The sequence below is a fragment of the Actinomadura macrotermitis genome, from assembly GCF_009604375.1.
GTDB classification, from domain to species: Bacteria; Actinomycetota; Actinomycetes; order Streptosporangiales; family Streptosporangiaceae; genus Spirillospora; species Spirillospora macrotermitis.
Window position 1 is genome coordinate 1196156 of sequence record NZ_WEGH01000002.1, and the last position, 19239, is coordinate 1215394.

At 69.8% G+C, this 19239-nt stretch carries 19 protein-coding genes and 1 tRNA gene; 9 read left to right on the forward strand and 11 right to left on the reverse strand.

Annotated elements, in window-relative coordinates:
- Positions 1-279 precede the first annotated feature (279 nt).
- Positions 280-1563 (reverse strand): MFS transporter, encoded by a 1284-nt coding sequence (locus ACRB68_RS17455; RefSeq protein ID WP_194293352.1) that lies wholly within the window; start codon positions 1561-1563, stop codon positions 280-282.
- A gap of 131 nt (positions 1564-1694) precedes the next feature.
- On the opposite strand from ACRB68_RS17455, the gene ACRB68_RS17460 reads away from it, so the two are divergent.
- The 4 genes from ACRB68_RS17460 (at position 1695) to ACRB68_RS17475 (ending at position 6476) form a co-directional block, all read left to right on the forward strand.
- Positions 1695-2246 carry a CGNR zinc finger domain-containing protein gene (locus ACRB68_RS17460; RefSeq protein WP_153533478.1) on the forward strand — a complete coding sequence of 184 codons (552 nt, stop codon included), beginning with the start codon at positions 1695-1697 and terminating at the stop codon, positions 2244-2246.
- Positions 2247-2459: 213 nt separating this feature from the next.
- Complete coding sequence (locus tag ACRB68_RS17465; protein ID WP_153533479.1) at positions 2460-3347, forward strand: metal-dependent hydrolase; 888 nt, start codon at positions 2460-2462, stop codon at positions 3345-3347.
- Between the two features lie 249 nt (positions 3348-3596).
- Positions 3597-4388: a hypothetical protein gene (locus ACRB68_RS17470; protein WP_207709718.1), complete on the forward strand. Its 792-nt coding sequence runs from the start codon at positions 3597-3599 to the stop codon at positions 4386-4388.
- Positions 4389-4541: 153 nt separating this feature from the next.
- The gene (locus ACRB68_RS17475) at positions 4542-6476 is read left to right on the forward strand and encodes a WD40 repeat domain-containing serine/threonine protein kinase (protein ID WP_153533480.1); all 1935 of its coding nucleotides are present in this window, start codon (positions 4542-4544) and stop codon (positions 6474-6476) included.
- A gap of 229 nt (positions 6477-6705) precedes the next feature.
- Here the strand turns inward: ACRB68_RS17475 and ACRB68_RS17480 are convergent, their stop codons facing one another.
- The 3 genes from ACRB68_RS17480 to ACRB68_RS17490 all read right to left on the reverse strand — a co-directional run bounded on the left by ACRB68_RS17480 (position 6706) and on the right by ACRB68_RS17490 (position 8047).
- Positions 6706-6900, reverse strand: a complete 195-nt coding sequence (locus ACRB68_RS17480) for a DUF397 domain-containing protein (RefSeq protein WP_153533481.1) — start codon at positions 6898-6900, stop codon at positions 6706-6708.
- A 75-nt stretch (positions 6901-6975) separates the two neighbouring features.
- A complete protein-coding gene (locus ACRB68_RS17485; protein ID WP_328594337.1) occupies positions 6976-7170 on the reverse strand; it encodes a DUF397 domain-containing protein in 195 nt (64 codons plus the stop codon).
- Position 7171: 1 nt separating this feature from the next.
- A complete protein-coding gene (locus ACRB68_RS17490) occupies positions 7172-8047 on the reverse strand; it encodes a helix-turn-helix domain-containing protein (RefSeq protein ID WP_153533482.1) in 876 nt (291 codons plus the stop codon).
- A 321-nt stretch (positions 8048-8368) separates the two neighbouring features.
- On the opposite strand from ACRB68_RS17490, the gene ACRB68_RS17495 reads away from it, so the two are divergent.
- Positions 8369-8797, forward strand: a complete 429-nt coding sequence (locus ACRB68_RS17495; protein WP_153533483.1) for an ATP-binding protein — start codon at positions 8369-8371, stop codon at positions 8795-8797.
- Positions 8798-8921: 124 nt separating this feature from the next.
- Here the strand turns inward: ACRB68_RS17495 and ACRB68_RS17500 are convergent.
- A tRNA-Pro gene (locus ACRB68_RS17500) sits at positions 8922-8995 on the reverse strand.
- Between the two features lie 155 nt (positions 8996-9150).
- Between ACRB68_RS17500 and ACRB68_RS17505 the strand changes: the two genes are divergently transcribed.
- Positions 9151-9636: a SigE family RNA polymerase sigma factor gene (locus ACRB68_RS17505; RefSeq protein WP_153533484.1), complete on the forward strand. Its 486-nt coding sequence runs from the start codon at positions 9151-9153 to the stop codon at positions 9634-9636.
- Positions 9636-10694: a hypothetical protein gene (locus ACRB68_RS17510; protein WP_153533485.1), complete on the forward strand. Its 1059-nt coding sequence runs from the start codon at positions 9636-9638 to the stop codon at positions 10692-10694. Before ACRB68_RS17505 ends, ACRB68_RS17510 begins: the two co-directional genes overlap by 1 nt.
- Here the strand turns inward: ACRB68_RS17510 and ACRB68_RS17515 are convergent.
- Positions 10666-11571 carry a metallophosphoesterase gene (locus ACRB68_RS17515; RefSeq protein ID WP_328594338.1) on the reverse strand — a complete coding sequence of 302 codons (906 nt, stop codon included), beginning with the start codon at positions 11569-11571 and terminating at the stop codon, positions 10666-10668. The two genes, ACRB68_RS17510 and ACRB68_RS17515, sit on opposite strands and share 29 nt — an antisense overlap.
- A 105-nt stretch (positions 11572-11676) precedes the next feature.
- Here ACRB68_RS17515 and ACRB68_RS17520 point away from each other — a divergent pair, with 105 nt between their 5' ends.
- Positions 11677-12132, forward strand: coding sequence for a GatB/YqeY domain-containing protein (locus tag ACRB68_RS17520; RefSeq protein WP_153533488.1), 456 nt, complete (start codon positions 11677-11679; stop codon positions 12130-12132).
- 15 nt (positions 12133-12147) lie between these two features.
- Here ACRB68_RS17520 and ACRB68_RS17525 read toward each other — a convergent pair whose 3' ends face one another.
- From ACRB68_RS17525 to ACRB68_RS17535, 3 genes are all read right to left on the reverse strand, one after another.
- The gene (locus ACRB68_RS17525) at positions 12148-13065 is read right to left on the reverse strand and encodes a hypothetical protein (RefSeq protein ID WP_153533490.1); all 918 of its coding nucleotides are present in this window, start codon (positions 13063-13065) and stop codon (positions 12148-12150) included.
- Complete coding sequence (locus ACRB68_RS17530; protein WP_153533491.1) at positions 13062-13592, reverse strand: hypothetical protein; 531 nt, start codon at positions 13590-13592, stop codon at positions 13062-13064. Before ACRB68_RS17530 ends, ACRB68_RS17525 begins: the two co-directional genes overlap by 4 nt.
- A 188-nt stretch (positions 13593-13780) precedes the next feature.
- Positions 13781-16060, reverse strand: a complete 2280-nt coding sequence (locus tag ACRB68_RS17535) for a penicillin-binding protein (RefSeq protein ID WP_153533493.1) — start codon at positions 16058-16060, stop codon at positions 13781-13783.
- 371 nt (positions 16061-16431) lie between these two features.
- Here ACRB68_RS17535 and ACRB68_RS17540 point away from each other — a divergent pair, with 371 nt between their 5' ends.
- On the forward strand, positions 16432-16746 hold the full coding sequence (locus ACRB68_RS17540) for a WhiB family transcriptional regulator (RefSeq protein WP_153533495.1): 315 nt from the start codon (positions 16432-16434) through the stop codon (positions 16744-16746).
- Between the two features lie 183 nt (positions 16747-16929).
- Here the strand turns inward: ACRB68_RS17540 and ACRB68_RS17545 are convergent, their stop codons facing one another.
- Together ACRB68_RS17545 and ACRB68_RS17550 are read right to left on the reverse strand one after the other, a co-directional pair.
- Entirely contained in the window at positions 16930-18078 is a 1149-nt protein-coding gene (locus ACRB68_RS17545; protein ID WP_153533497.1) for an ArsA family ATPase, read from the reverse strand.
- Positions 18078-19073: an ArsA-related P-loop ATPase gene (locus ACRB68_RS17550; protein WP_328594339.1), complete on the reverse strand. Its 996-nt coding sequence runs from the start codon at positions 19071-19073 to the stop codon at positions 18078-18080. The genes ACRB68_RS17545 and ACRB68_RS17550 overlap by 1 nt, the downstream gene beginning before the upstream one ends.
- Positions 19074-19239: the final 166 nt, after the last annotated feature.

Sequence of the window (19239 nt, forward strand, 5' to 3'; positions counted from 1 at the left end):
GATCATTTCTGCCCGAAGAAAGCAGCCGCCCTGCCCCGCAATCCATCGGTCACTTTGCACGATCCAATAACGCCGAAAAAGCGGCCCATGGCATGGCCCGGGAGCTGTTTCGCATCACCCCTGGTACCGAGCCGAACACTCTCAGCCCAAGACGCGTCCAGCCGGCTGCCGCCCGTCAGGAAGACACAGGCCCCGGCGAGCGCAGACCGCCAGAGAAGCGCTCCCCGGAGCCGTCCGGCGGTCACGACCCACAGCCCTGACCGCTGGACCAAGGACCGCTCACCAACGGAGGTCGCGGCCCGAGACCGCCCGCGCTGGAACGGCTCCCTGCGCGGAGCCGCACTCCTGAGGCGAAGCGGCCCCGTCACGGGTGAGGAGCCGGCCCGCGAGGCAGAGGACGAGCGAGAACCCGCAGAAGAGGTAGGTCGAGTTCGCGAGCCCGGCGAGGTCCTCCAGGAACGGGACCGCGATCACGGGGATCGCCGCCCCGGTGTAGACGACGACATAGAAGAAGTTGACGACGCCGACCCGCCTGGCCGCGTCCACCGAACGGGAGACGACCCGGACGACGCGGGACATGGTGAGCCCCTGCCCGAGCCCGATGGTCACGGCCGCGGTCACGTAGACCGGCTCGGACTTCGTGAGCACCCCGAGCGCCAGGATCGCCAGGCCGGCGCAGACCAGCGTGACGCCGGCGCGCATCCCGCGCGGCACCGCGATGTCGCGGAGCAGGAGCTGGGACACCGCCGACGCGGCGAAGGCGCCTCCGACGATCAGCCCGGCGGCCGGCCCGCTCCGGGACGAGTAGATCTGCCCGAGGATGGCCGGTGTCAGCCCGGCGAGCAGCCCGAACGCGGCGAGCCCCGACGACCCGATGAGGGAGAGCCCGAAGAACTCCCGCCGTGCCCGCGAAGGAGGCACGGGCGGGCTCCAGGCGAACGGCACGCGGCGGTCCCGCGGCAGCGGCTCGGCCGATGCCAGCAGCGCCAGGACCGCGGCCGCCGCCACCACGAGGTGGCCGAGGTAGACGTCGCGTTCGGGGTGGGCCGAGACACCGGTGATGATCCCGCTGTACACGGGCCCGAGGCTGAGCCCGAAGACGGTGGCGGCGGTCGCCCACACCGTGGCGTGCTTCTTCATCGGCTCGGGGGCGAGTTCGAGCGCCGCGACCGTCGCGGTCCCCATGAAGACGCCGGCGGCGAGACCCGACAGCACCCGGGCGGCGTACAGGCAGCCGATCGAGCGCACGTCGAGGAACACGATGTCCGAGGCCAGGCAGCACGCCAGGCCGATCAGGAGCAGGGGCCTGCGGCCGAAGGCGCCGGAGAACGAGTTGAACAGCACCAGGGCCGCCACGATGCCGAACGCGTAGATGGCGTAAACCTCGGTGACCTGCAGGTTCGATAATCGCAGTTCGCGGCTGTAGGCGCCGTAGAACGGAGTCGGCATCGTCGTGGAGGCGATGACGGTGGTCAGTGCCGCCATCGTCACGAAGAACGAGAACTTCCTGTTCCGGAGGGTGTGCCGTTCGCTGCGCGGAAGCGCGGCTGTCCGAACCGTCAAGGCGTTCTCCCTGGTTCTCCGGGTTGCCGACCGGCCACCACGTCCTTGGAGCGATCCGCTTTCTAACCGTAACATGGGGTTAGAATCCGGATTCCGGCCCAGGGTCCGGCGACGCGGTGCAAGGACGTGTGATGGCGAAACTGGACTGGTTCCTGGACGGGCACCCGGCGATCGACCTGGTCAACACGGTCCGCCGCCGGAAGATCGAGCCCGTCGACCTGATCGCCACGCCCGGGGAGCTGGCCGGGTGGCTGGCCGCCGCGGGCCTGTGCGCCCGGCCGGCCGAGGTGACGCAGGCGCACCTGCGCAAGATCGCGCGCTTGCGGGAGGCGGTCCACGCGCTCGTCTCGCCGGACGGCCATCCCGAGATCACCGAGGCCGACATCGCGGTGATCAACCGCTGCGCCCGGCAGTACACCGAGCCGGTGCTCGCCCTGGCAGCCGATCGGGTGACGGTGACCGTCCCGACCACGGACACCGCCACGCAGGCGATCGCCACGATCGCCCGGTTGGCGATCGCGCTGGTCGCCGGCCGGGCTCGCGGCCACGTGAAGATCTGCGGCGCGACCGACTGCGGGATCCGGTTCCTGGACACCTCGCCCAAGAGGAACCGGCAGTGGTGCTCGATGGCGGTCTGCGGCAACCGGGCCAAGGCCCAGCGGCACTATTCACGTAACCGCTGAGAGACCCAGCCCGGCACCTCATCACCTGGAAGCCCCGCGTCATACGCACCATGCCCGTTGGCCAGGAACGGCCGACCGAAACGAGCGGATCGGGGAAGACACAGAGGTCAAGGGCCGTGCCCGGACTCCTTGTCACGACCGGCAGGACTCAAGAGGTTCGCACGCTCGTCTTCCGCATAGTGCGGTTCTGCGCCGGTCAATACCTTCCCTGGAATGCAACCCCGTTACGACGAGCGTCATCCCCTGATCAAACCGCGCCGGGTCTCCTTCGACTGGGAGCAGACGTCCGTCCACTGGATCCCCGGCGACCCGCTGGGCGCGCACTTCTTCAACGCGTTCCACACGATCCTGCCCGCGGGTGAGCGCTGGTTCATCCAGGCCCTCAAAGAGGCACTGCCCGCCATCAAGGACGAGCGCCTCCGCGAAGAGGTCAAGGGCTTCATGGGCCAGGAGTCCGTGCACGCCTACTCGCACCAGAACGTGCTGGAGAAGCTCCTGGAGAGCAACGGCATCGACACCCGCAAGATCACCGACGAGATGAACGCCGGCCTGGCCGACCGCGCGGCCAAACGGGCGAAGATGTCGCCGCGCAAGGCCCGCCGCACCCTCCTGTTCGAGCTGGCCGCGATCTGCACCCTGGAGCACTACACCGCGGTCTCGGGCCAGTGGATCCTCACCAACACGGCCCTGGACCGCGCCGGCGCGGACCCGACCATGCTCGACATGTTCCGCTGGCACGGCGCCGAGGAGGTCGAGCACCGCGCGGTCGTCTTCGACGTCTACCAGCAGCTGGGCGGCGGCTACCCCGCCCGCGCCGCCGCCTGGGCGGTCACGGTGCTCTTCCTCTACTGGGCCATGGTCGCCGGCACCCTCTACCTCGTCCGCCAGGACAAAGCGATCACCGGCAGGACCACCAAGCTGCAGCTGTGGAAGCAGTACCGCCGATCGGTCCGGGCCGGCCACGTCCCCCCGATCTTCAGCCTGCTCCTCCGCGAGGCCAAGGTCTACCTCGACCCCCGTCACCACCCGTCCCAAGTCCACGACCTGGGCCTGGCCGCCGACTACCTGTCCAGGTCCCCCGCCGCCCTCAAGTCGGCGTGAGAACCCTGAAAACAACCCCTTTCCAGCAGTGACAACCGCGGTTCAGGCCTTGGGCTCTCGGCGGAGATCAAGGGGAGACGACGACCGACGACCGCGCGGCAATGGTTCGGGTGTGGACGCCGGCGACCGGTGATGCCCGGGTGCCCGCTCTGTCCGGGACGAGCCGATGACGGCTGAGCGCCTGGCTGAACTGCGTGGCGTGCTGGCGGTTCTGGCGAAGCACGCCACCCAGCTCAGCAAAGGCATCGTTTGCTCGATGACCTCGAAGGCGGTGGCCGGAGGAATCCGGGGGCCACTCGTGGACTCAACGGGCCGCATCGTCGGCGGCGCGGGCGCCGGCAGGCCATCGAGCACATCACAGAACTGCTGGAGCAACCGGACGCAGACGAGATCAAGAAAGAGCGCAACCGGCTCGACGGCTGCCGCGACGCCATTGGCAAAGCCACCGCCATCCTGCTCGACGAGGGCAAGGTCGGTGCCTCGCTGGGACTGGACTCCGCGTCGTACGCCATCAGCACGGCGCTGGTCACCGCCGAGCGCCGCCTCGCCGGGTGGCAGAGCGCGCTCGACGCGCTGCCCGGCGGCGCGCCCGTCGAGACCGGCACGCTGACCGAGTCGTTCCCCGGCCTCGCCGACGACCATGGGGGTAAGTTCCGCGGCCACCTCGAACTCGCCGCGCCGGCGATCGCGCTGAAGCGGCGGGTCGTCGTCCTCCAGGCCGTCGAGCATGCCCAGAGCGACTCCGGCGACCCGTTCGAGAACTTCATCCGCGGGCTCAAGGACGACCAGCAGCGCCTCGACGACCTGGAGCCGGGCATCGCCGGTGTCCTCGTACGCCTGTCGGCGCTGGAGCTGACACGCCCACCCGGGTTGCGGCCCGTCTTCACGACCGCTGAAGTCGAGCGCCTGATGCGCGCGGCGCACAGGATCCGCCGACTGGGCGACGGCAGCACGTCCGACGGCCGCGCGAGGGACGTGGCGATCGAGATCGCCCGCGGCAAGGACGGCTCGGTGATCGTATTCCCCGCGCCGCCCGCGTAGGCCCGGCTCCGCCGCGCGAGCGCGGCGTCTGGGCGACACCGGTCTGGAGGCGGGTGGTCGCCGCGCTACCGGGATACGCGGATGAGCAGAAAGCCATGACTGTCTATTAGGCTGCCTCCCGGTTCTCGGCATCGTCGAACAGGTGGGGGCGTCATGGAGCCGCTGCGGCAGGACGACCCCGCATTCGTCGGCGACTACAAGATCACCGCTCGGCTCGGTGCCGGGGGCATGGGGCAGGTCTATCTGGGGGCCTCGCCCGGCGGGCGGCCCGTGGCGGTCAAGACGATCAGGTGGGAACACGCGGCCGACCCGAGGTTCCGGCAGCGGTTCGCCGCCGAGGTCGCGGCGGCACGGCGGGTCAGCGGCTTCTACACCGCACAGCTCCTGGACGCCGATCCCGCGGCGTCCCCGCCGTGGATGGTCACCGCTTATGTCGACGGGCCCTCCCTGGACACCCTGGTCAAAGAGCGTGGTCCGTTGAGTTCGCGGGAGGTGAGGCGGCTCGGCGCGGGCCTCGCCGAGGGACTGCGGGCGATCCATGCGGCGGGACTGGTCCACCGGGATCTGAAGCCGGGGAACATCATCGTCTCCTCCGACGGCCCCAGGATCATCGATTTCGGCATCGCGCGGGCTCTGGACGCCGCGACGATGACGGCGACGGGGATGATGCTGGGCACCGTCCCCTACATGTCGCCCGAGCAACTCGGCCTGGACGAGATAGGTCCGGCGAGCGATGTGTTCTCCCTCGGCGGGGTGCTGGTGTTCGCCTCCACCGGGAAGGCCCCGTTCGACGCTCCGAGCGTGGGAGCGATGGTGATGCGGATCGCGACGTCGCAGCCCGACCTGGCCGGAGTCCCCGCCGACCTGCTCGACCACCTGACCCGCTGCCTCGCCAAGGATCCCGCCGCCCGTCCCGCCCCTGCAGAACTCACCACGCTCCTGACCGCGCCCTCCGGCCGGCCGCCCCTCACCCTGCCCCTCTCCTCGCCGGACTGGTCGACCGCACCGCGAGCCGAGCAGGTGTCCCGTGTGGCCCCGGTCGTGCCCGCGTCCGGCCCCCACGCGAGCCCGCCTTTTCCGGCCGGCAGACGGCCGGCGGGGATCTCACGGCGAGGGCTGCTGGGCGGCGCGGCGGTCCTGGCGGGGGCCGCCGCTGCCGCCGCCGGCGGAGGGTTCTTCTTGCTGCGGGACGGCGGGGACGGCGAGCGGTTGCCCGGCTTCGACAACGGAGATCTGCGAGCGGTGGCGTTCTCGCCCGACAGCAAGTTGCTGGCCGCGGGAGGCACGAGACTGAAGGGCGGCGACGAGGAATATCTGGTCGTCTGGGAGGTCGCCACGAAGCGGAAGAAGGCGGCCGAGAGCATCAGGTCCGGGGTCTGGGACGTGGCGTTCTCCCCGGACGGCAAAATCATCGCGGCGGGTTGTGACGACGGCACGGTCCGTCTGGTCGATCCCGTCACGCTGAAGGAACTCGGCACGCTCAGCGGGCACTCAGAGCGTTGCGAGTCGATCAGCTGGTCCGCCGACGGCGTGCTGGCCACCACTTCCCGCGGGGACAAGACCGTCCGGCTCTGGGATGTGGCGGCACGTCGGGAACTCCGCAGGATCAAACATGGATTCGGCAACCCCAGCTCGGTCTCCTTCGCCAAGACCAAGCCGCTCCTGGCCATCTGCGGTACCGACGCTCCGGTCGAGGTCTGGGACACCGCCGCCGACAAACGCGTTCACCGGTTGGACAAGGTCAGTGCCTTCAGGGTCGGACTGGCCCGCGGCGGCGACCTTCTCCTGACCGTCGGGCCGGCGGCCACCCAGGTCTGGAGCCTTGGTCCCCCGCTCTCCGACGCCCCCCGGTTCACCCCGGCGGGCATCACGTCGATCTACCCCGCCGCCTTCTCCGCGACCGAGGACATGGTCGCGTTCGGCGGCAGGATCGACGGCCGCCCCGCGATTCGCGTCTGCAACTCCTACTCCGGCAACGTGGAATACGAATTCCATCCCGCCAAGGACCTTGTCGCCGTCACCTTCTCCCCCGACGGCCGCTACCTCGCCGGGGGCGGCTACCGCGATCACCGCCTTTGGACCCTCTGACCGGAACGCCCGGCCCATCACAGGGCGGTCGGCCCGCTCCGGAGCCGGGCCGGACCCTCTTCTCGCCCCGAGGCCCCTCTTTCCCCGGGCCTGTGGGGAAGAGACCGACGTGGTCTTCGTGCCGGATTTCATCTGGCCGGACGTGAAAGCCGATGCGCGCTAGTCCATGGATCACTGGACGGTGCGGTTATCGAACGGGCGCTCAAACGGCCGGATCGGCTGGTCGCTGCTACGCCTTGGCCGAGCGGACGGTGCCGAGAAAGGCAACCCATTCGGAACGGGTGAAGTCGAGGATCGGGCCTGTGCCGCGCTGCTTGCTGTCCCGTACGCCGATGCTGCCGTGGAGGGAACGGGCGACTTCGATGCAGGCTCCGTTAGCCTCGCTGTGGCTCGACTTGCGCCAGATGAGGTACTGCGTGGTCATGTGCGAGGTCCGATCCTGTTCTCAGAGAGTCGGGAGTGGGCGGACCGCACACAACGGTCCAGACGTATTCGTTCCTCAGGAGTCTGCGGAGCGGAGGACCTGCATGAACGCGGTCCACTCTCTGAGGGTGAAGTCTAGGATGGGGCCGGTGTCACCTTCCTTGGTATCGCGCACGCCGATGGTGCCGTGGGGGGAGCGGCCTACTTCGACGCAGTTGGAATCCGGGACGCTGTGGGTCGATTTGCGCCAGCCGCTGTACTGCTGCTTCACGTTACGGACCTGCCTGTTCGTTCAGCCGGTCGGCCGTATCCGTCAGAAGAGAGAGGCTCTCCAGAGCGGGGAGCGCGGCCTCACGGAGACGGTCGTGTAGACGCTCATACCCTGTCACTTCATCCAGGGTTGTGTGAACCAGGCAGTTGCTGGTCTCGGCAACGACCAGCTGTGGGTCTTCCGGGTCGGGAAACGAGTAGATGGTGTACGCGGATGCCGGAAGCCGTCCCGGCGGGACCTGGGCATCAAGCGGTAGGACCAGGACGGTGAAACGCGGCTCGTGGGTTACGAGCCGCACCATGTGTCGAAGTTGCGTCACCATGACCGGCCGGGGAACCGCCAGCCTCTTCAAGACGAACTCGTCCACGATGACCTCAAATCTGGGGCCACCGGTCCTGAAGACGGTCTGCTGTCTTCGCTGACGTGCTTCTACGCTCTGCTCAGGCACATAATTGATCGTGGAGCCTTCGATCTTGTCGAGGTCGATAAGCGCCCAGTGGTACTCGGGGCATTGCAGAAGACCAGGAAGAGCGGTCTGATGGTACTCGCGGATGCTGGACGCGCCGGATTCGATGTTGGCGTACATCCGTTGCCGGGCGCCCATGGTGTCCCCATAGGCGTCCCACCAGCCGCGCGCGGTGGCCTGGCGGGCGATCTCGAAGATCTTCTCGACGTCCTCGCGGGAGGCGCCGAGGGCGGTGAGGATGTTCGAGATATCGCCGAGGTCCGGCCGGCAGCGGGCGTTCTCCAGCTTGGAGATCGTCGTGCGGGAGCGGAAGATCAGTTTGGACAGCTCGTCGGCGGTGATGCCGCGCTGTTCGCGCAGGGTCCGTAGTTCCATGGCGAGGCGCTGCCGGCGGACGAAGGGACTGGTCACCGGTGACCTCCGTGTCAGGGCCGGTGTGGGCAGGGGGAACGCTGGCCGGGGGCGTCGCGTCAGCTCTGTGTTATCACACGGTCGCTGAACGTGTCATCGGCCGTGGATGCCTTGAACGATCTGCTGCGGTCCATTGAGTTCCGGAGGTGAACGTGCGTCTTCGTGAACGTTCACGGTCGTGTACGTCGTCCTGCGGGAAGACCCTGCCGCACACGTGATTTCCGCGCGGCGGACGTCTGGATGATGGAAGTCGTGGGCGGGAACCGGTGGTCCGTACTGAGCATGGAGGCGTCTTACCGGACCGTCCATGTGGGGTGATCAATGTTGCTCGCCGAATCCGTTCCGGCAGAGTCCGCCGCGTCGATGTACTGGCGGCGGGTGTTCCACGGCAAGGCTGATCAGGTCCGGCTTGTCCGGGCGTTCGCCGCGCATCTGCTGGCCGGCTTTCCGAGCCTGGACGATGTTCTCCTCGTCCTGGACGAGCTCGCCGTCAATGCCGTCCGGCACACCCGATCGGGTCGCGACGGCGGGCGGTTCACCGTCGAGGTCGGCATGGACGTGGCCGGTGTCATCGTCTACGTCACCGACCAGGGCGGACCGGGCGAGCCGCGCCTGCGGGACATCATCGACCTGGCCGAGGGCGGCCGGGGCCTGCTCACCGTCGAGGCCCTGACCGCGTCCTGGTCGTGGACCGGCGACGCCCGGGGCCGCACCGTCCGCGCCACGTTCCCCACACGGTGCTGCGCATAGGCAGTCCCGGGACAGGCCGCTGTGACCGAGACATTGAAGGTCCGCCGCCACGTGTTCGCGGGCGAACGAGCAAGAGGCCGGTTCCTGAATTTAGGAACCGGCCTCTGACCTGCTTCTCAACCTGTCGGGGTGGCGGGATTTGAACCCACGACCTCTTCGTCCCGAACGAAGCGCGCTGCCAAGCTGCGCTACACCCCGGTTGGTGGCTGCCCGGGAGTCGTACGTGCCTCCCGGCGCCTTGACTACTTTAGCGGATGCCGGGGAGTGCTGCGTCCCGATTTTCCACAGGGCGCGATCATGGCGTGCAACCATCGGGGCGCCTGGGCGCATCCAGGGGGTATGGAGCGGGCGAGATGAGCCGGCGGGAGCGGGAGTTCACCGCGTACGTCGCCGAGCGGCAGGTGTGGCTGAGGCGGGTCGCCTACCTGTTATGCGGGGACTGGCACCGGGCCGACGATCTTGTGCAGGCGACCGTCACGCAGCTGTTCGTGAAGTGGCGGCAGGCGCGGGCGGCCGACAACGTCGACGCCTACGTGCGGACGATGCTCGTGCGCGTCTACCTGGGGGAGCAGCGGGGCGGGTGGATGGCGCGGGTGCGGGTCACCGCGGATGTGCCTGACGGGGCTGTGGGGGCGAGGGATGTCGAGGCCGCCATTGACGTGCGGGCGGCGTTGGGGGCGGTGCCGCCTCGGCAGCGGGCCGCGCTGGTGCTGCGTTACTACTGCGACCTGACGAACGAGCAGGCCGCCGAGGTCCTGGGGTGTTCGGCCGGGACGGTCAAGAGTCAGACGTCGAGGGGCCTGGTCGCGCTGCGGCGGGCCATGGCGGTGGAGGCCTGATGGACGTCAGGGAGGTCATCGAGGTCCTGGCGCGCGAGCCCCAGCCGGCGGGCGGGGTGGATGTGCGGGCCGCGGTCAAGGTGGGGCGGCGGCGGTTGTGGTGGCGGCGGGGTGCTGCGGGAGCGGGGGTCTTGGCGCTAGGGGGTGGATTGGTGGTCGGTTGGCCCGGGCCTGCGCGGGAGGAGGTTCCGGCCGGGCCGGTGGCGCCCAAAGCGTTCGATCCGCTGGTGCGGCATGTGGAATTCGGGTGGGTGCCTGCCGGTATGGGGGCGCGGGTCGTGGACAACGGGACGACCTACACGTCGATCGCGGCCGGGAAGCCGTCCAAGGGCAAGCGGTCATTCCCGAGCGCGATGCTGTCGGTGGTCTTCGGGGCGGAGGGTGTGCCCGCCGACAACGAGCTCGGCGACAGCGTCTCGATGGTGTGGAGCACGAAGCCGCTGGAGGGGCCTCTCGCAGAGAAGTGTCCCGGGGAGGACGACGAGAAGCTGTCCGGGGCGCCTCCGGTGAACGGGCGGCGGGCTTTGTGGCGTATCTACGCGGCGGTGCCGGTGGCAGGGTGCAGGCCGGTTGTCGCGGCTTTGCACTGGGAGTACGCCAAGGGGGCCTGGGCGACGCTCAGGATGGGCGATATGCCCAAGGGGACCGATCGCAAGGCGGTGATGCTCCGGGTCGCCCGGACGTTGCGGACGGGGTTGAGCGTCCCGGTGGCGGTGCCGTTCCAGGTGAAATGGCCGGAAGGTGTTCGGCCGATCTCGTTGCGGGAGCAGCGGCAGGGGCCGAACCGGGAGGTCGAGGTCGAGGCCGGTGAACATCACTGGCCGGTGGAGAGCCATGTCAGGCGGGGTCAGAAGTACTGCTCGGTCAGTGCGGGGCCGAGCGCTTACCGGGAACGGTGGCTGACGCCGAACACGATGTTCGACGGGCGCCCCGCGCGGAGGAAGGACGGCTTGCTGACGGTCTTCGGCGTGAAGGGCTTCGATGTCGAGGCGACGTGCGAGGGGCTCGGTGGAGGCGCCACCGATCGGCTCATGCGGTCGGTCGGGATACCAGGGTGAGCAGCGACGCCTCCGGCGGGCAGCAGAACCGCACCGGCGCCGTCGGGGACGTGCCGAGGCCCGCCGAGACGTGCAGCCACGCGCCGGCGTGCCGGTGCAGGCCCTTGACGCGGGGGCGGTCGATGCCGCAGTTGGTCGCGAGGGCGCCGTAGAACGGCACGCAGACCTGGCCGCCGTGGGTGTGGCCGGCCAGGAGCAGGTCGTAGCCGTCGGCGGCGAAGCGGTCCAGGTTGCGGGGCTCGGGGGAGTGCATCACGCCGAGGTGCACGTCGGCCTGCGGGTCGACCGGGCCGGCGATCTTGTCGTAGCGGTCCCGGTTGATGTGGGAGTCGTCGATGCCGCCGAACTCGATGTCCAGGCCGCCGGTCTTGAGGCGGCCGATCCGGTTGTTCAGGTCGAGCCAGCCGGCCGCCTGCAGCGACGAGGCGAGCTCGCGGTAGGGCAGGTCGGGTTCGCGCCGCCGCTTGCCGTAGTCGGCCTGGCTGGTGCGCCAGATGTAGCGCAGCGGGTTGCGGAAGACCGGCGAGTACAGGTCGTTGGAGCCGAAGACGAAGACGCCCGGGCGGTCCAGGAGGGGGCCGAGCGCGTCCAGGAACGGGCCGATGGCGTCGCGGTGGCCGAGCGAGTCGCCGGTGTTGACGACCAGGTCGGGTTCGAGCGCGTCCAGCGAGCGGACCCAGTGGATCAGCCGGCCGCGGTTCGGGGTCAGGTGCGCGTCGGACAGGTGCAGGATCTTGACCGAGGGGCGGCCCGGGGGCAGCACCGGCACCTCGAACCGGCGCAGCCGGAACCAGTTCCGCTCGATCACCGAGGCGTACCCGAAGGTGGCGGCGCCGGCGCCCGCCAGGCCCAGCGGCACCGCGAAGAGCTTTCGCACGGTTCTCCTTCCCGATGCCCTCCATCGTCGCAGAAGAGCGGCCCGCGGCCGAATCGCGCGGTAAACCTGGTGAGACGGGGGCGCCGGGGCGGGCATGATGTGACCATGAGTGCGCTGAAGGACAGGCTGGAGAACGACCTCTCGACCGCGATGAAGGCCCGCGACGAGGTGCGCACGCGCACCCTGCGGATGGTCCTGACGGCGGTGAAGAACGAGGAGGTCGCCGGCCGGCAGGCCCGTGAGCTGTCCGACGACGACGTCGTCAAGGTGCTCACCCGCGAGGCCAAGAAGCGCCGGGAGGCCGCGACGGCGTTCGCCGACGCGGGCCGCGCCGAGCAGGCGCAGGCCGAGCGCGACGAGAACCAGGTGCTGGAGGAGTACCTGCCGGCGCAGCTGGGCGACGTGGAGCTGACCGCGCTGGTGGCGGACGCGATCGCCGAGTCGGGCGCCGCGGGGCCGCGCGCGATGGGCCAGGTCATGAAGATCGTGAACCCGAAGGTGGCGGGCCGGGCCGAGGGCGGCCGGGTCGCGGCCGAGGTGAAGAAGCAGCTCGGCGCCTGACCCCGCGATGGGCCCTCATCGAGGGTGGGGGTCCATCGTCATGGCGGCGGCATTGCGCACGCGCTGCTTGAGCTGGTCCTGGATCCGGCGGATCTGCGCGCCGTCCTGGGCGATCAGCCGCTGCTCGTAGGCGGAGATCAGGCTCTGCAGAACGCCGGAGAGGTTGACCTGCAGGCGGCAGCGTTCGTCGGTCACCGCGGTCCGTACCTCGATCGCCGACGGTGCGGGGTGCCCGTCGTCTTCGCCGGCCGAGCTCCAGCGCGGGTCGCCCTCGGCGTCCTCGGGATCGGTGTACCGGAGGCCGGCGCGGGCCATGCACGCCGACCACGCCTGCATCACCTGCCGGAAGCGGCCGTCCTCGCTCGCCTGCTCGTTGGCCTCTTGCTGGAGCGCCTCGATGTCGCGGTCCGAGTCGTCCGTCCCGGCGCTCAGGCGGCGTTCCAGGTCGCCGTCGCAGCCTCCTTCGGGCACCGGCCGCCCCTTGAACGAGGCGACCGTCCCGTCGAAGACGGGCAGTTGCTCCGGCGGGACGGTGATGCCGCGCCGTCCGTTGCGCGAAGCGGCCGCGACCTCCTCGTTGAACCCCGGTGGTCCCTGGTAGCCGTAGCGGCCCACCTGCTGGTAGCCGAGCCAGGCCAGCAACGAGACGTTCTTGGGGTAGGCGGGGACGCGGGCCTGCGGGACCGCCAGGTCGAAGCCGTACCGCTTCATGCAGGCCTGGAGGAACATGCCTTTGGCGCGTTCGATCTGCAGCGACTCCTGCGGCGTCAGATCGTAGGCGTCCAGTGGCAGGCCGAGGTCGGCGCCGGAGGCGGGAGTGGACGTGGCGGTGACGCGGGGTTCGGCCGTCTGGGGGGCCGCTGCCCTTGGCGCGGATGCGCAGGCACCCGCGCCGAGGAGCAGGGCCACCACGGCCGGCAGCCGGGTGATCAATACTTCTGGACCGGTCCGTAGAGGATCTCGTGGTCGCCGTAGCCGCCGGTGACCTTCGCCTGGACCCGGATGGCGTGCGGGTCGTCGACGGCGGCCGAGTAGGCGTTGCACGGGGTGTTGCTGCAGCCGGTCCGCTGGAAGGCGTCCCTGCCGTTACGGCCGCCGCACTGGTAGAGGACCTTGTTGGACTTGTTCCGCCAGATCAGCGCCACCCCCGAGCCGGATACGCCGCTGTGGTAGAGCTTGGCCCAGGCGTACCAGACGCGGTTGACCTTCTTGTCGTTGACCTGCGTGTACATCTCGCGGTTGATGCGCATGCGGGTACCGGGCACGAGATGGTCGCCGCTGCCGGGGTTGCGCAGCCAGCGGCCGCACCAGAGGGGCGACTGGGTCCTGGCCGCCGCGGCGGAGGGCGCGGGCGCCGCCGCGGCGGACGGCGCGGCCGCGGTGACCAGGCCGGTGGCCAGTGCGCAGCCCGCGACGGCGGCGGAGGTGTTCCGGAAGGTCTTGCTGGGCGCACCGAACATGAACGTGCTCCTCGTCGGACGGGCGGAGGTGCCGGACGACCACCGGAGATTGGCGATCAAGGGTGCGGGGGAGTGTCAGCCAACAGGACACGGCGATGATCTGTCAAGGGACGGTCAGTGGCCGCAGACCGTGCGGGGAAAAGGAAAAGGCCCGGCGTACGCATGGTCGCCGGGCCCTTCTTGTCAGGTCAGAACGGCCACTGGAAGCCGCCGTCGTCGCGCTTTTGGGTCTCGGCCTTCTTGCCGCTGCTCAGGTAGATGGTGACGGTGGTCCCGGGCGCGACCTCGGTGCCCGCGTCCGGCGAGGTGGAGGCGACGGTGTCCTTCGGCTTGTCCGAGGGGACCGGCCGCGGCGAGACCTGCACCTTCAGGTCGGCGGCCTTCAGCTTGAGCGTGGCGTCGCCGACCGACAGGCCCTTGACGTCGGGCACCTTGGAGGTGTCGCCGAAGTCCTGGGTCGGGGTGCTGAAGCTCGGCGCGGGCTTGTCCGCCAGCGCCTCCTGCAGGCTCTGCTGCCAGATCGATGCGGGCTGGTCGGCGCCGTAGACGTTCACCGGGTAGTCCCAGGGCGCGCGCGGGTCCCAGTAGGCGACGGCGGCGGCCATGTTCGGGGTGAAGCCCGCGAACAGCGCGCAGGTGTGGGCCTCACAGGTGCCGGTCTTGCCGGCGGCGGGGCGGCCGATGCTGCCGATGCGCTTGGCGGTGCCCTTGGTCAGTACCCCCTGCAGGATCTGGTTCACCTTGTCGGCGACGGCCTCGCTGACGGCCTGCCTGCACTCGGGCTTCGGCAGCGCCAGCTTCTTGCCCGCCGGGTCGGCGATCTCGGTGACCGAGACCGGCGCGCAGTACTTGCCGCGCGCGGCGAACCCGGCGTAGGCGGCCGACAGGTGCACCATGTCGATCTCGTTGGTGCCCAGGACCTGCGAGCCGATCTCCTTGAAGGGCGCGCCGTCCGCGCGCTTCATGCCGAACTTCTGCGCCATCCGGACCGCCTCGCACAGCCCGACGCGCTTCTCCAGCTGGGCGAAGAAGGTGTTGACCGAGTGCCAGGTGCCGGTCTTGAGGTTGTAGCCGCCGGCTTCGGCGGGGTCGGAGTTGCGGGGGCTGAAGGGGCCGACGTTGGCGCCCTTGCAGTCCGTCAGGCCCGTCACGGTGACCTGGCTGCCGGAGGTGAAGCTCTCGCTCACCGGCACGCCCTGGTCCAGTGCGGCGGCCAGCGTGAAGATCTTGAACGTGGAGCCCGCCGACACGCCGCCGCTGCCACCGTGCGCGTTGTCGGCGGCCAGGTTCAGCGTGGTGCGGCCCTTGCCCGGGCCGTAGCGCTTGCTGAGCCCGAGCGCGCGGATCTGGCCGGTGCCCGGTTCGACCATCGCTTCGGCACCGACACGGTGCCCGCTCGGCGTCACGTAGCTGCGCAGTGCCTTGTCGGTGGCGCGCTGGGCGTCACGGTCCAGCGTGGTGCGGATCGTGTAGCCGCCGCGGTTCAGCTTGTTGACGACGTTGACGCGCTCGGCCGGCTTCAGCGACCAGTACTTGCCGTCCGACAGGATGTTGAGCAGGTCGTACTTGACGTACTCGCAGAAGTAGGGCGCGTCGCTGGTCTCGCAGCCGCCGACCGGCTCGGTGGGGTTCAGCGAGATCGGCTTGGCGATGGCGGCGGTGGCCTGCGCCTGGGTGATGTGGCCGAGCTCGACCATCCGGTTCAGCACGATGTCGCGGCGCTTGCGCGCGTCGTTGGGGTTGCGGATGGGGTCGTAGGCGTTGGGGTTCTGGGTGATGCCGGCCAGCAGCGCCGCCTGCTCCAGGGTGAGCTTGTTGGCGGGCTTGCTGAAGTAGCGCTTGGCGGCCGCCTGGACGCCGTAGGCGCCCGCGCCGAAGTAGGCGATGTTCAGGTAGCCCTGGAGGATGTCGTCCTTGGTCATGCGCTGCTCGAGGTCGAGCGCGAAGCGCAGTTCGCGGAGCTTACGGCCGACCGTGGGGGCGGTCGCCTCGTTGTACTCCTCCTTGGTCTTGGCGCTGTCGACCAGCATGTTCTTGACGTACTGCTGCGTGAGGGTGGAGCCGCCCTGGGTCTTGTCGGACTCCACGTTGGAGGCGAGCGCCCGGATGGTGCCCTTCAGGTCCAGCGCGCCGTGCTGGTAGAAGCGCGAGTCCTCGATGTCGACGATCGCCTGCCGCATGATCGGCGCGACCTGGTCGAGCCGGACCGACTCGCGGTACCGGTCGAAGAACGTGGCGATCTGGCGGCCCTTGGCGTCCAGCATCACCGTCTTCTCCGACGGCGGCGCGGTGCTCAGCCTGCTGTCCATGTTCTCGAAGTCGTTGGCTGCGTCGCGCGCGGTCAGCCCCGCGCTGCCGATCCCGGGCAGCGCGATGAAGGCGACCAGGACGCCGGCGACGACCCCCGCCACGAGCAGCTTGAACAGTGTGGAGAAGGCGTTTCCCCGACCCTCTTTCGCATCGTGCACCTGCCTAGGGTACGCGGGACGACCAGTGCATACGGGACAGCTCTCCCCCCGGACGCGGCGTTTTGGCAGGAACCGGGGCTGGTTTTCACGACGTCGGCCGCCCGTCGGGACCGTCTTGCCCGGGTCTGATCGGGCTTGTCGGTGCCCCGATGACAACCGCGGGGCGGTGCCGGGCGTCAAGGAGAGGTAACTAGTCCGTTCCGGCGGTATGGCCCTGGTGGGCTATATCGAGAATGGGCCCATCGGGGACTGTTGAATCGCCCCTCGCTTCCGTAAGTTCTTCCCCACGGCTTTCGTTTGGCGGCCCGACGTCCGCGCCCGTCTGGCCAAGGAGCGCAAATCGACACAGACCCTAGGGGAGTGGGGCCAAGATGTGGATCACGGATTGGACCGCCCGCGCCGCCTGCCGTAACGCGGATCCAGACGCCCTGTTCGTGCAGGGTGCCGCGCAGAACCGAGCCAAGCTCATCTGCCGCGGCTGCCCGGTGCGTACGGAGTGTCTCGCTGACGCACTGGACAACCGGATCGAGTTCGGCGTCTGGGGCGGGATGACGGAGCGCGAGCGCAGGGCCCTGCTGCGGCGGCGGCCCGATGTGCAGTCGTGGCGCGAACTGCTGGAGACCGCCAAGGAAGAGTACGAGCGGTCGTCGGCGGACATCGACGAGGAAGAGCTCGTCGCGAGCTGATCAACGGCCCGGCGGTGCCGGGACGGGCAGGGTCATATTCGGCGTGACCACCGCCCGCACCAGGAATCGGTGCGGGCGGTGGTCGCGTTCTGCGTTGAATCGGCGTTTTCGGGGGACCGAAACCTGGATGCGGCCATTTGCGAAGAATGGCCGCTCCTGATCTTGAGAAGTGGTCTTTCCAGGTCAGGCGGCGGATTCGGCGTCCGCGGCCCGCCCGGACAGGTCGGCGCCGACCCGGCGCAGCCCGGCCAGATCGTGCACGTCCTCGGCCTGCGCCGGGACGGCCACGACCGGCACCGCCGGGTGCGTCGAGGAGAAGTGGGCGCGCAGCCGGTCCTCGCGGGCCGCCAGCAGCATCCGGCCGGTGTGCAGGCGCAGCAGCGCCGACGTCAGCGGGTGCTCGCCGCGGTCCTCCAGCGTCTCGGCGGCGGCCTGCGCGCGCGCGGACGACAGGCAGTCCTCGCACTCGTGCACCCGGTTGACGACCAGCCCGGCCAGCGGCATGCGCTCCTCGGCGAGGCGCTCCACGAAGTAGGACGCCTCGCGCAGCGCGTCCGGCTCGGGCGCGGCGACGACCAGGAACGCGGTGCCCGGCGTCTGCAGCAGCCGGAACGTCTTCTCGGCGCGCTCGCGGAACCCGCCGAACATCGTGTCGAACGCCGCGACGAACGTCTGCACGTCGCGCAGCAGCTGGACGCCGAGGACCTTGTTGATGACGCCGGTGAACATGCCGAACCCGGCGCTGATCACCTTGACGCCGAGCCGGCCGCCGGACTTGGCCGGGGCGGCCAGGATCTTCATGAACCGGCCGTCCAGGAAGCGGCCCATCCGCTCGGGCGCGTCCAGGAAGTCCAGCGCGTTGCGCGACGGCGGGGTGTCCACGATGATCAGGTCCCAGGCGCCCGAGCGGTGCAGCTGCCCGAGCTTCTCCATCGCCATGTACTCCTGCGTGCCCGACAGCGACGACGACAGCGACTGGTAGAAGGGGTTGGCCAGGATCTGGCGGGCCCGGTCGGGGTCGGAGTGCGCCTCGACGATCTCGTCGAAGGTGCGCTTCATGTCGAGCATCATGGCGTGCAGCTCGCCGTCGCCCTCGACCTCGATCCGGCGCGGGTTGTTGTCCAGCTCCGACAGGCCCATCGACTGGGCGAGCCGGCGGGCCGGGTCCACGGTGAGCACCACCACGTCGCGGCCGCGCTCGGCGGCGCGCACGCCGAGGGCGGCGGCGGTGGTCGTCTTGCCGACGCCGCCGGAGCCGCAGCACACGATGATCTTGGTGCGGGGGTCGTCGATCAGCGCGTCGACGTCCAGCGCGGGCGGGACGGTGGTCATCAGGCGGCTCCCTGCTCGCGAAGTGCCCCGGCCAGCTCGTACAACCCGGCCAGGTCCATGCCGTCCGACAGCAGCGGCAGCGTGTAGCGCGGCTGCTCCACCGTCGCCAGGCGCTCCTTCTCGCGCTCCTGCAGCGCGGTCCGGCGGGCGTGCGCGGTGGCCTCGGCGGCCAGCACCGCGGCGATCCGCTCGGCGTCCTGCTCCAGGCCGGCGGCCTTGACGCCGCGGACGATCTCCTCCACGTCCAGCGTGCCGTCCGCCGCGGCGGCCAGGGTCTCGGCGGGCAGCAGCGGCGGGTGCTCCATGTTGACGAACACGCCGCCGACCGGCAGGCCGACCGCGTGCAGGTCGTGGATGCCGTCCATCGTCTCCTGGACCGGCATCTCCTCCAGCAGCGTCACGAAGTGCACCGCGGTCTCGGGGCTGCGCACCACCTTCATGACGGTGTCGGCGTGGTTGCGGATCGGCCCGACCTTGGCCAGGCCCGACACCTCGTCGTTGACGTTCAGGAACTTGGTGATCCGGCCGGTCGGCGGGGCGTCCATGACGACCGCGTCGTAGACGAACGAGCCGTCCTTGTTCTTGCGCCGGACGGCCTCGCTGGTCTTGCCGGTGAGGATCACGTCCCGCAGCCCCGGCGCGATGGTGGTGACGAAGTCGACCACGCCGAGCTTGGACATCGCCTTGCCGGCCCGCTTGAGGCTGTAGAACATCTCCAGGTACTCGACCAGGGCCTCTTCGGTGTCGATGGCGAGCGCGTACACGTCGCCCCCGTCCGGGGCCACCGCGACGCGGCGCTCCTCGTAGGGCAGCGGCGGGCAGTCGAACAGCTGGGCGATGCCCTGCCGCCCCTCCACCTCGACCAGCAGCACCCGGCGCCCGCCGGCGGCCAGCGCCAGGGCGAGGGCGGCCGCGACGGTGGTCTTGCCGGTGCCGCCCTTGCCGGTCACTACGTGGAGACGTACGCCGTCCCAGTCGGTGTCTTTCGCGCTCACCCGATCGACCATATCGTTCGCTCGGCAAGGACTTCAGAGGGCGCCCGCACTCATGCAAGTGATTCCTGACACGGTTGCCGTCCGCGTCCGAAAATCCCTCGCCGGGCCGTTGTGAGGCAGGTTCCCGCGAGGTTAGGTGGGAAACGTGCAACCGGTGTTCCGCTGG